This window comes from Pseudoalteromonas sp. MER144-MNA-CIBAN-0113, assembly GCF_040308965.1.
GTDB lineage: Bacteria > Pseudomonadota > Gammaproteobacteria > Enterobacterales > Alteromonadaceae > Pseudoalteromonas > Pseudoalteromonas tetraodonis.
In genome coordinates this window covers 46,583-58,679 of the sequence record NZ_JBEOOG010000019.1, presented here as the reverse complement: position 1 = coordinate 58,679, position 12,097 = coordinate 46,583, and the positions used below count along the sequence as shown (strand labels likewise).

Genomic DNA, 12,097 nt, shown 5'->3' with positions numbered 1-12,097 from the left:
GAAGTCGAAAGATTGAGTCATGTGTCACTCCTGTTTTCTTAATAATACTGAAATGACACAGATTTCTAAACACTACCCTTTTACCCACATGAATTTTTGAAAACTGCATTTTATGTGATTGTTGAACACATTCCCAAGCCTGACTTTACTGGTTTACGTGAAATTGGTTTAAGCGATTTTATTGACATGGATGTAGCAGGGATCACCTATAAAAACACTTATTACATATTACCTCATGTTGCGCGTAATTTAAGAGTGCATTTTCATGAGCTGGCTCATGTAGTTCAATGGCGCGAGCTCGGTGCTCACGCTTTTATTATGCGCTACATCAATGAAATTCAAACCTGTGGTTATGATGATGCTCCGCTTGAAAAAATGGCCTATAAACTTGATGCACACTTTACCAGCAATGGAAATAAATTTAATATTCCTGACTATATTACTCAACAGCTTTAGTTAATAAATATTATAAAAGGAATTTATATGTCGCGCTTTATGCTCTATTTACTAGTTTTATCTGCCTTTAATGTGCAGGCGAGCTCTTTTGATGACGATATCGTCAATGCATTGATCCACAGAACAACGCAACAAGTAACTTACGATGGCGCCTATCATAGGCTTGAATACCCTGGTGGCGATGTGCCCGATAATATTGGTGTGTGTACTGATGTTATAATTAGGTCGTATCGACAGCTTGGTATTGATTTGCAAAAGTTAGTACATGAAGACATGCAGACCAATTTTCGCGCATATCCTTCTAAGCGTATTTGGGGATTAACCAAGCCAGATAAAAACATTGATCATCGACGTGTACCTAACTTACAGGTTTACTTTGAGCGCCATGCACAAGTGTTAACTAAATCGCTTAATGCAGCAGATTATAAAACCGGTGACATAGTCACTTGGATGCTGCCAGGCAATTTACCGCACATAGGTATGGTTGTTAATGAAATAGAACAGGGCAGCGGCAACCCGCTTATTGTGCACAATATTGGTCGCGGACCTGAAATGAGCGATATGCTTTTTGCTTATACAATTACGGGTCATTACCGATTTTTACCTGCTGCTTATTCAGATTAAATAACACGGCTATAATCGCGATTACTTGAGTAATAATTGCAGAAACAGGTAAGTAAATAAAGCGAGCTGTTTGGCATTATACTGTGTGGTTTGCTAGTTACTTTAAATTAATACTGATATCACCATTGGGCTTGCAGCAACACAAGAGTATTTCACCATCGCGAACAAACGCTAACGGCTCTTCATTGTAATTAACTTTACCAGAGACAAGTGTTGCTCGACACGCACCGCAATATCCCTCACGGCATTGGTAAGCGGCATCAATCTTATTTGATTCTAGGCAATGTAAAAGAGAAGGGCAGCCAGCGGTAAAATCAATACGCTGGCTGTTATCTGCAAGCGTAATACTTGCAGTCGTTCTATCAGTCATTATAAATCAAAGTCACCAAATTCAGCAACATCAACCTGTGAATCAATTTGACCTACAAGGTATGAGCTAATTTCCGCTTCTTGTGGAGCAACTTGCACGTTATCAGAAACAAGCCATGAGTTGATCCATGGAATAGGGTTACTGTTATTATCAAACTGTGCTGGTAAACCAATAGCAGTCATGCGTGCATTGGTAATGTATTCAACATACTGACATAAAATATGCTTATTTAAGCCAATCATTGAACCATCTTTAAACAGGTACTCGGCCCATTCTTTTTCTTGCTCTGCAGCGTCAACAAACATCTTGATTGCTTCTTCACGGCACTGTGCAGCAACAATTGCCATTTCAGGGTCGTCTTTGCCATCTTGCATAATATTTAAAATATGCTGAGTTCCTGAAAGGTGAAGCGCTTCATCACGGGCAATAAGCTTAATAATTTTAGCATTGCCTTCCATTAGCTCACGCTCGGCAAACGCAAATGAACACGCAAAGCTGACATAAAAGCGAATAGCTTCAAGAATGTTCACTGACATCATCGCCAGATACAATTTCTTTTTCAGCTCAAATAAATTAACCACAACGGTTTCACCATTAATGTCATGTTTGCCTTCACCGTACAGGTTGTAAAGCGACACCGAGTTAATTAAATCGTCGTAATAAGTGGTTACGGCATCGGCACGTTCACTAATTTTGTCATTGCTAACAATGTCGTCAAAAATGAGTTCAGGGGCTTGAGTTACATTACGAATAATATGTGTGTATGAACGGCTGTGAATGGTTTCACTAAACGCCCATGTTTCAATCCATGTTTCAAGCTCAGGAATTGACACGATTGGCAATAGTGCAACGTTAGGCGAACGGCCTTGAACACTATCAAGCAAAGTTTGGTATTTTAAGTTACTTAAAAAGATATGTTTTTCGTGATCAGGAAGCGCTTGAAAGTCTAAACGGTCTTTACTTACGTCAACTTCTTCAGGACGCCAAAAGAAAGACAATTGTTTTTCAATCAGCTTTTCAAAAATAGGGTATTTTTGTTGATCGTAACGTGACACGTTAACGGTTTGACCAAAAAACATTGGCTCTTGCATTTGGTTATTATGATTTCTGCTAAAAGTAGTATAAGACATGTTTATCACTCAAAAAACTATCACTAAAACTATCAGGACAAAGCGGGCAAGGCGCCCGCTTTAAGTTTAACTATTAAATTTTACACGCGCCGCCTGCACAATCATCATCTTCCACTTCTGGAGCGTCTTCTTGTGCATCTGATGCGCCATCACGGGTGTTATGGTAGTACAGTGTTTTAACACCTAGCTTGTAGGCACCAAGTAAGTCTTTTAGTAAGACTTTCATAGGTACTCTACCGCCTTCGTATTTATTTGGATCATAATTAGTATTTGCTGAAATCGTTTGATCGATAAATTTCTGCATTATGCCTACTAATTGTAAGTAACCATCGTTAGATGGGATATCCCACAGTAACTCATAGCTATCTTTAAGGCGTTCGTACTCAGGGACAACTTGTTTTAAAATACCGTCTTTACTTGCTTTAACACTAATATGGCCACGCGGTGGCTCAATGCCATTGGTTGCATTAGATATTTGCGATGATGTTTCTGATGGCATTAATGCGCTCAGTGTTGAGTTACGCATACCGTGCTCTTTAATGCTGGCACGTAACGTATCCCAATCAAGATGAAGTGGTTCATCACAAATTTTATCTAAATCACGCTTGTACGTATCCGTTGGCATAATACCTTGTGAGTACGTTGTTTCGTTAAATTTAGGACAGGCACCACGTTCTTTTGCCAGCTCATTAGACGCTTTCATTAGGTAGTACTGAATCGCTTCAAATGTTTTGTGCGTAAGCGCATTTGCGCTGCCATCTGAATAACGCTTACCGTTTTTAGCTAGGTAGTATGCGTAGTTAATAACGCCTATGCCTAGCGTACGACGTCCCATAGTGGCATTTTTAGCTGCAGGTACTGGGTAGTCTTGGAAATCAAGTAGGTTATCAAGTGCGCGTACTGCAAGCTCAGCTAACTCTTCTAGTTCATCTAAAGACTCAATCGCGCCTAAGTTAAACGCAGATAATGTACAAAGTGCAATTTCACCTTCTTCATCATTTACGTTGTTAAGAGGCTTAGTTGGTAACGCAATTTCTAAACATAAGTTAGATTGACGGATCGGAGCCACTTTTGAGATAAACGGACTGTGTGTATTACAGTGGTCAACGTTTTGTAAGTAAATACGACCCGTGCTAGCACGTTCTTGAGCAAACATAGAGAACAGCTCAATTGCTTTAATTCGTTTTTTACGAATTAACTCGTCTTGCTCATATTTTACATATAGCGCGTCAAACTCGTCTTGATCTTCAAAAAATGCATCGTAAAGTCCAGGCACATCAGAGGGGCTGAATAACGTAATGTAATCGTCTTTAATTAAACGTGAGTACATGAGTTTATTAAACTGTACGCCGTAATCTAAGTGACGTACGCGGTTATCATCAACGCCACGGTTGTTTTTAAGCACTAATAAGTTTTCAACTTCTAAATGCCAAAGCGGGTAGAAAAGGGTTGCTGCGCCACCACGTACACCGCCTTGCGAACAGCTTTTAACCGCTGTTTGAAAGTGCTTATAAAACGGAATACAGCCAGTGTGATACGCTTCACCGTTACGAATAGGGCTACCTAATGCACGAATACGACCTGCATTAATACCAATACCAGCACGTTGAGAAACGTATTTAACAATTGCTGATGAAGTCGCATTAATTGAATCTAAGCTGTCGCCACACTCAATCAGTACACATGAGCTAAACTGGCGTGTTGGTGTACGTACGCCCGACATAATTGGCGTAGGTAAAGAAATTTTAAATAATGAAACCGCATCATAAAAACGTTTGATGTAATCAATACGTGTATCACGAGGGTAATCAGAGAATAAGCTTGCAGCCACTAAGATATATAAAAACTGCGCGCTTTCGTAAATTTCACCCGTTACACGGTTTTGAACTAGGTATTTACCTTCAAGCTGTTTTACTGCTGCGTAGCTAAAGTTAAGATCGCGAGAATGATCTAAGTACGCATCTAGCTCATCTAATTCTTGCTCTGTGTAATCAACGAGTAAATGTGCATCGTAACGTTTTTGTTCAACCATGTTAGTAACATGGTCAAAAAGACGCGGTGGCTCAAACTGGCCATAGGCTTTTTTACGTAAATGGAATACAGCTAAACGAGCAGCAAGGTACTGATAATCAGGCGATTCTTTAGAAATCTGATCCGCAGCAGCTTTAATAATCGTTTCGTGGATGTCTTTAGTACGAATACCGTCATAAAATTGAATATGCGATTTAAGTTCAACTTGTGAAACCGAAACGTTATTTAAACCTTCGGCGGCCCATTCAATAACGCGATGGATCTTATCAAGATCGAGTGGCTCTTTACGACCGTCACGTTTGCTTACAGATAACTGTTGGTTCATAGCTTTGCCTGTATTCCTTGGGAATTAAATATTTTTGACCAATGCGTGCACCTAAAAAAGCGCAGTGCCTATTCGTTTATTGTTATTTTCACCGGTTTGGTGAATTTAATTGAATAACATTTAGCCACAATATCTGGTGTTGTTCAAATTAGAGATCACAAGATAGTGTGGTCTGGGATCTTTTGCAAGGGACAGAAACCGCTCTGATTGTGGATAACGTTGGGATAACGCAATTGTGTTAGTAGGCATTAACCTTTGATCATTCGGTTAAGTTGAAATTTGTAAAAATCAACTAAGGAAAGATTAAATTTACGCTTTTTAAAAATAAATTTTGTCTGCTTTTTTTATCATCAAGCTTTGCGTAAAAACTAACACAATCACAAGATGTAGTGTTTATTAATTAACATGACACTATATGTGGTTAAATGCATCTATAGGACTGTGCCAATTAAAATCCGCATTCCAAGCCAATGCCTCGTCAACACTCGGTACATATCCCCATAGTGCGGTTGCGGTGTGCATATTGGCTGCTTTACCTGCTTGAATGTCACGCTGCGCATCACCTATATATAAGCAACGCGAAGGATCTACACTCATTTGCTCAGCGCAATACAGTAAAGGAAGGGGTGAGGGCTTAGATTCAGCTAAGGTATCACCGCTTATCACAATACGTGCATTTTTTAATGCAGGAATCGCCTTGACTAAAGGATCAGTTAAAAATCCGGGCTTATTAGTCATAATTCCCCAAGGGATTGCTTTGTTATCAAGTGCGATTAGTAATTGCTCTATTCCTACAAAACATCGGGTATGGGTGGCAATATTGGCAGCGTATTGCGTAACTAGCTCATGTAAAAGTTGCTCTTGCGGCTGTTGTGCCCAGCTTTCTTTAAAACCAGCAGCCAATAAAGCGGCAGCACCATTTGAAGCCGCGGGGCGATATATATCACTGCCCACTTGGGGTTGTTGATGATTTTGCAGCACAGTGTTGAGTGCGGCGCCTAAATCATCGGCGGTATCGAGTAAAGTACCATCTAAGTCAAACAGCAATGCTTGATATTCCAATGGGGCAATGGAGGTTTGAGAGCTTGCCATTACGCTAACTTCTCAAAATGCAGCATATAATTTACGCTTACATCATCATTCATTGTGTATTGCTTAGAAAGCGGGTTGTAACTTAAACCAGCACTGGCACGTACTTTTAAGCCAGCTTGCTCTGCCCATGCAATTAATTGTGCAGGTTTAATAAACTTTTTATGGTCATGGGTACCCTCTGGGACCATTTTTAACAGTTTTTCTGCACCGACAATAGCGTATAAGTAAGCTTTTGGGGTTTTATTAAGAGTAGAGAAAAAAACATCAGCGCCTGGTTTTGCCAACTTAGCCACCGCATGAATAATAGAAGCAGGGTCGGGGACGTGCTCTAACATTTCCATACAAGTGATCACATCAAAGCGCTCAGGGTGCTCATCTGCAAACTGCTCTGCAGGTACTTTTATATACTCAACGGGGACACTTGTTTCTAAGCTGTGTAACTTGGCGACAGTTAAAGGCTCTTGGCCCATATCGATGCCAGTTACTTTAGCGCCCATTCGCGCCATGCTGTGACTTAAAATGCCACCACCACATCCTACATCGAGGGTTTCTTTATCAAATAATCCTTTGGTTTTGTCTGCGATGAAATCTAATCGTAATGGATTAATTTCGTGAAGCGGCTTAAATTCGCCTTCTAAATCCCACCAACGCTCTGCGATGGCTTCAAACTTTGCTATTTCTGCGTTATCTACATTTTGATGTTCGGTCATAAAATACTTCCTCGTCAATCTGAGGCCATTATATAGGCCTAAATTGATAAATCGCAAAGTTTTGCGCCTGTAAATTAAAATTAATTGTGATAGCATGGTTACTTAGAAATAATAACAAACACTCTTAATACCTAATACTGGGTTGTTAAGAGCTGATACTGAAGGAATGTGATATCAAATGACTGATCTCGCCAATGAAATTCTGCCAGTCAATATTGAAGACGAGTTAAAAAACTCCTACTTAGATTACGCCATGAGTGTAATTGTAGGACGTGCATTACCAGACGTACGTGACGGTTTAAAACCTGTTCACCGCCGCGTTTTGTTTGCAATGAACGAGCTTAGTAATGACTGGAACAAGCCTTACAAAAAATCGGCCCGTGTGGTCGGTGACGTAATCGGTAAATACCACCCACACGGCGACAGTGCAGTTTATGACACCATCGTACGTATGGCTCAGCCATTCTCACTGCGTTACATGCTAGTAGATGGTCAGGGTAACTTTGGTTCGGTTGATGGTGATTCAGCAGCGGCAATGCGTTATACAGAAGTACGTATGGCAAAAATGTCGCACGAATTATTAGCCGATCTTGAAAAAGAAACGGTTGATTTTGTGCCTAACTACGATGGCACAGAGCAAATTCCTGATGTGTTACCCACTAAAATACCTAACCTGTTAGTTAATGGTTCATCGGGTATTGCGGTTGGTATGGCAACAAATATTCCGCCACATAACTTAACAGAAGTCGTGAATGGCTGTTTAGCGCTTATTCAAAACCCTGAATTGACCATTACTGAGTTAATGGATTACATTCCTGGGCCTGATTTCCCAACTGCGGCGATTATTAACGGTAAAAAAGGCATTGAACAAGCTTATCAAACCGGTCGTGGTAAAGTGTACATGCGTGCGCGTGCTGACATCGAAACCGATGAAAAGACGGGTCGCGAAACCATTATTGTTCATGAAATCCCTTACCAAGTTAACAAAGCACGTTTGATTGAAAAAATCGCCGAGCTAGTTAAAGATAAAAAAATTGAAGGGATCAGCGCATTACGTGATGAATCAGATAAAGACGGTATGCGTATCGTTATCGAGATCAAACGTGGTGACGTAGGTGAAGTTATTTTAAACAACCTTTATTCACAAACTCAGTTACAAACTGTGTTTGGTATGAATATGGTTGCGTTAATTAATAACCAACCTAAGTGTTTCAACTTAAAAGAAATGCTTGAAGAATTTATTATTCACCGTCGTGAAGTTGTTACCCGTCGTACGGTATTTGATTTACGCAAAGCCCGCGACCGTGCGCATACGCTAGAAGGTTTAGCGATTGCACTGGCTAACATTGACCCAATTATCGAACTTATTCGTAAGTCGCCAACACCTGCTGAAGCAAAAGTTGCATTAACAGCGCGTCCATGGGAATTAGGTAATGTTAAAGCCATGCTTGATAAAGCAGGCGAAGACAACGTGGCACGCCCAGATTGGTTAGCAAGCGAGCTTGGTATTCGTGATGGTCAGTACTATATTTCTGAGCAACAAGCTCAAGCAATATTAGACTTACGTTTACACAAACTTACTGGTCTTGAACACGAAAAAATTCTTACCGAATATCAATCATTACTTGAGTTGATTGCCGAGTTATTATTCATTTTGGCAAATCCAGAGCGTTTAATGGAAGTTATTCGTGATGAGCTCGTTGAAATTAAAGAGCAATATGGTGATGAGCGCCGCACTGAAATAAATGCTGCAGCACACGATATAAGCCTTGAAGATTTAATCAACGAAGAAAACGTAGTCGTTACGCTTTCACATGAAGGGTACGTTAAGTATCAAGCATTAACTGATTACGAAGCGCAGCGTCGTGGTGGTAAAGGTAAATCAGCAACTAAGATGAAAGATGAAGATTTCATTGAACGTTTATTGGTTGCCAATACGCACGATACTATTCTTTGTTTCTCTACAGCGGGTCGTTTATATTGGCTTAAAGTATACCAGTTGCCACTTGCCAGTCGTGCAGCGCGCGGTAAGCCAATTGTTAACTTATTACCACTTGAAGCAGATGAACGTATTACTGCAATCCTGCCAGTACGCGATTATGAAGATGATAAATACATCTTTATGGCGACGGCGTTCGGTACGGTTAAGAAGACGCCATTAACGGCTTACAGTCGTCAACGTGCAAGCGGAATCATTGCGGTTAACTTAAACGAAGGTGATAGCTTAATCGGTGTTGATATTACCGATGGCAGCAACGAAATTATGTTGTTCACTGATGCGGGTAAAGTTGTTCGCTTTAAAGAAGCTGAAGAAACAGCTGTCGTTGATGAAAATGGTAACCCAGTACTAGACGAAGAAGGCAAACCTGAAATCCGTTTCAAAGGTGTACGTCCTATGGGCCGTACTGCAACGGGTGTTCGTGGTATTAAGATGCCAGACGATCAGCGTGTTGTATCACTTATTGTACCAAAGAATGATGGTGCAATATTAACAGTGACAGAAAATGGCTACGGCAAGCGTACCCAACTTGAAGATTACCCATCTAAGAGTCGTGCAACTCAAGGTGTTGTATCAATCAAAGTGAGTGAGCGTAACGGTGCTGTTGTTGGTGCTGTACAGGTTGATGACAACGACGAAATAATGATTATTTCGAATCGTGGTACCTTAGTACGTACTCGCGTTAATGAAGTTTCTACGGTTGGGCGTAACACCCAAGGTGTTATTTTGATCAGAACTATTGACGAAGAGCAAGTAGTTGGTTTACAACGTATAGAAGAAATTGAAGTGACTGAAAGTGACTTGGTTGATATCGAAGACGTTGAAACAGTAGATACAGTTATTGATGAAGTGGCGGATGACAATCCTCCTTCAGAATAATTAGATTGAAAAAAGCGGCCTTGGCCGCTTTTTTTATGTAGTTGAAAAAAATTAAATTAGTTTAATTCAAGTTAAATTACTGGAATGAGGAAAAGGTAATGAGTATATATAATTTTTGTGCAGGCCCTGCAATGTTACCACCGGCAGTCATGCAAAAAGCGCAAAAAGAGTTTTTAAACTGGCAAGGTCTTGGTGTATCGGTGATGGAAATAAGTCATCGTAGTCATGAATTTTTAGCATTAACCGCTAAATGTGAAGCCAGCCTGCGTCGTTTAATGAATATAAGTGACGAGTTTGAAGTGCTATTTATGCACGGTGGTGGTCGAGGTCAATTCAGTGCCGTACCTTTAAACCTTCATGTTAACGGTAAAAAAGCAGTTTATTGTGAAAATGGCGTTTGGTCAAAAAGTGCAACCAGCGAAGCCGATAAGTTTACAAATACACACGCTGTTGATGTGCGCAATGATGATAACGGCCTGTTTTCTATTAAGCAGGTAGCCGATTGGGTTTTACCTGCTGATGCGGCTTACATTCACTATTGCCCGAATGAAACCGTAGACGGCCTTGAAATATTTGATGTACCCAGTCATCCAACGGCGCCGATTGTGGCCGATATGTCGTCGACTATTTTATCGCGCGAAATTGACGTTAATAAATTTGATTTAATCTACGCGGGTGCACAAAAAAATATCGGTCCGTCGGGCATTGCTATTGTGATTGTTCGCAAAACGCTACTTGAGCGTGAAGGGCTCGCCAAGCCGGGTATTTTAGATTACGCCCTTGAAGCAAAACAAGGCAGCATGTTTAACACACCACCGACTTTTGCTTGGTATTTAGCGGCTGAAGTATTTGCATGGCTTGAGCAAACCGGGGGTGTAAAAGCCATGGAAGCTCATAATATTGCCAAAGCGCAGCTGCTTTATGATTTTATTGATGGCTCAGATTTTTATACCAATAAAGTAGCGAAGCATTGCCGTTCACGTATGAATGTGCCTTTTTGGCTGGTTGATGAAAGCTTAAATGATAAGTTTGTTAAAGAGTCAAAAGAAGCGGGCTTGTTAGCGCTTGAAGGTCATCGTATTGTTGGCGGGATGCGCGCCAGTATTTATAACGCGATGCCATTGGAAGGCGTACAAGCCCTAGTTGACTTTATGGCTAACTTCGCCAAGGAGAATAGTTAATGGAGCAACTTTCCTTAGCCCCTATTTCACAAGTGAATGGCAGTGTGACATTACCGGGCTCAAAGAGTTTATCAAACCGAATTTTATTATTAGCAGCATTATCTAACGGCACCACGGTTGTTGAAAACTTACTCGATAGCGACGATATTCGCCATATGTTGGGTGCGTTAAAGCACTTAGGCGTTAATGTAACGCTTAATACTGAGCGCACCGTAGCGACCGTAGAGGGCGTGAGTGGCGTGTTTAATACGCCAACTGAGCCGTTGTTTTTAGGTAATGCAGGTACAGCGTATCGGCCATTAACGGCAGTACTGAGTGCGATTGCTGGTGAGTATGAGTTAATTGGTGAGCCGCGCATGGAAGAGCGCCCTATAGGGCATTTAGTTGATGCCTTACAAGCGCTCGGGGGTGATGTTAGTTATTTAAAAAATAAAGATTACCCGCCACTTAAAATTATCGGTGGGCAAATAGCCGGCGGTGAAGTCGAAATTGACGGCAGTATTTCAAGTCAATTTTTAACGGCGCTGCTCATGGCTGCGCCGTTATTTAAAGGCGATACACACATTAAAATTAAAGGCACCTTAGTCTCTAAGCCTTATATTGATATTACGCTGGATGTGATGGCGCGCTTTGGTGTAACTGTTGAGCATGATAATTACACCACGTTCTTCGTTAAAGGTGCTCAGCAATACCAAGCGGTTGAGCGCATAATGGTTGAAGGTGATGCTTCATCGGCTTCTTATTTTATTGCTGCTGCAGCAATTGCCGGTGGCGAAATAGAAATTAAAGGCGTTGGCGCTAAATCAGTTCAAGGTGATATTGGCTTTGCTAAAGTGATGGAGCAGGTTGGTGCTAAAATTGATTGGTATGACGAGCGTTTAGTTGTTCGTAAAGGCGAGCTTAACGGTATCGATATTGATGCGAATGCGATACCTGATGCTGCCATGACCTTGGCGACTGTTGCCTTGTTTGCTAAAGGGCCAACCGCTATTCGTAATATTTATAACTGGCGGGTAAAAGAAACTGACCGTTTACATGCAATGGCCACCGAGCTTAAAAAAGTAGGGGCTGACGTGGTTGAAGGGCACGACTTTATTGAGATCACACCGCCAAAACATTTTAATAATGTGGCTGTAGATACCTACGACGATCACCGTATTGCCATGTGCTTTGCAATGGTGGCAGTAGGGGGTAAGCCCATAACGATTAACGATCCGGCCTGTACTTATAAGACATTCCCAACATTTTTCAACGTGTTAGCATCTGTCAGTAAATAGGCTATTGATAAGTATTTATAAAA

At 41.0% G+C, this 12,097-nt stretch carries 9 protein-coding genes and 1 pseudogene; 5 read left to right on the top strand and 5 right to left on the bottom strand.

The genetic code is table 11. The annotated features are described in order from the left end of the window. Positions 1–78: 78 nt before the first annotated feature. Both AAEY57_RS07300 and AAEY57_RS07295 read left to right on the top strand, forming a co-directional pair. Positions 79–456 (top strand): annotated as a pseudogene (locus AAEY57_RS07300) (hypothetical protein); the annotation flags it as partial. A gap of 27 nt (positions 457–483) precedes the next feature. Next, on the top strand, positions 484–1,080 hold the full coding sequence (locus AAEY57_RS07295) for a DUF1287 domain-containing protein (RefSeq protein ID WP_350607197.1): 597 nt from the start codon (positions 484–486) through the stop codon (positions 1,078–1,080). A gap of 97 nt (positions 1,081–1,177) precedes the next feature. Here AAEY57_RS07295 and yfaE read toward each other — a convergent pair whose 3' ends face one another. The 5 genes from yfaE to ubiG all read right to left on the bottom strand — a co-directional run bounded on the left by yfaE (position 1,178) and on the right by ubiG (position 6,738). Beyond that, positions 1,178–1,450: a class I ribonucleotide reductase maintenance protein YfaE gene (gene yfaE / locus AAEY57_RS07290; RefSeq protein ID WP_076921099.1), complete on the bottom strand. Its 273-nt coding sequence runs from the start codon at positions 1,448–1,450 to the stop codon at positions 1,178–1,180. Then, the gene (nrdB, locus tag AAEY57_RS07285) at positions 1,450–2,580 is read right to left on the bottom strand and encodes a class Ia ribonucleoside-diphosphate reductase subunit beta (protein WP_350607196.1); all 1,131 of its coding nucleotides are present in this window, start codon (positions 2,578–2,580) and stop codon (positions 1,450–1,452) included. The genes yfaE and nrdB overlap by 1 nt, the downstream gene beginning before the upstream one ends. A 73-nt stretch (positions 2,581–2,653) precedes the next feature. Continuing rightward, entirely contained in the window at positions 2,654–4,936 is a 2,283-nt protein-coding gene (gene nrdA / locus AAEY57_RS07280) for a class 1a ribonucleoside-diphosphate reductase subunit alpha (RefSeq protein ID WP_350607193.1), read from the bottom strand. A 411-nt stretch (positions 4,937–5,347) separates the two neighbouring features. Then, complete coding sequence (locus AAEY57_RS07275; RefSeq protein ID WP_350607190.1) at positions 5,348–6,028, bottom strand: HAD family hydrolase; 681 nt, start codon at positions 6,026–6,028, stop codon at positions 5,348–5,350. Further along, on the bottom strand, positions 6,028–6,738 hold the full coding sequence (ubiG, locus tag AAEY57_RS07270) for a bifunctional 2-polyprenyl-6-hydroxyphenol methylase/3-demethylubiquinol 3-O-methyltransferase UbiG (protein ID WP_138562050.1): 711 nt from the start codon (positions 6,736–6,738) through the stop codon (positions 6,028–6,030). The genes AAEY57_RS07275 and ubiG overlap by 1 nt, the downstream gene beginning before the upstream one ends. Positions 6,739–6,916: 178 nt before the next feature. Here ubiG and gyrA point away from each other — a divergent pair, with 178 nt between their 5' ends. The 3 genes from gyrA (at position 6,917) to aroA (ending at position 12,074) form a co-directional block, all read left to right on the top strand. Beyond that, positions 6,917–9,616 carry a DNA topoisomerase (ATP-hydrolyzing) subunit A gene (gene gyrA / locus AAEY57_RS07265; protein ID WP_008465686.1) on the top strand — a complete coding sequence of 900 codons (2,700 nt, stop codon included), beginning with the start codon at positions 6,917–6,919 and terminating at the stop codon, positions 9,614–9,616. A gap of 98 nt (positions 9,617–9,714) precedes the next feature. Further along, positions 9,715–10,797, top strand: coding sequence for a 3-phosphoserine/phosphohydroxythreonine transaminase (serC, locus tag AAEY57_RS07260; protein ID WP_036956455.1), 1,083 nt, complete (start codon positions 9,715–9,717; stop codon positions 10,795–10,797). Beyond that, positions 10,797–12,074, top strand: a complete 1,278-nt coding sequence (aroA, locus tag AAEY57_RS07255) for a 3-phosphoshikimate 1-carboxyvinyltransferase (protein WP_350607187.1) — start codon at positions 10,797–10,799, stop codon at positions 12,072–12,074. The genes serC and aroA overlap by 1 nt, the downstream gene beginning before the upstream one ends. Positions 12,075–12,097 lie beyond the last annotated feature (23 nt).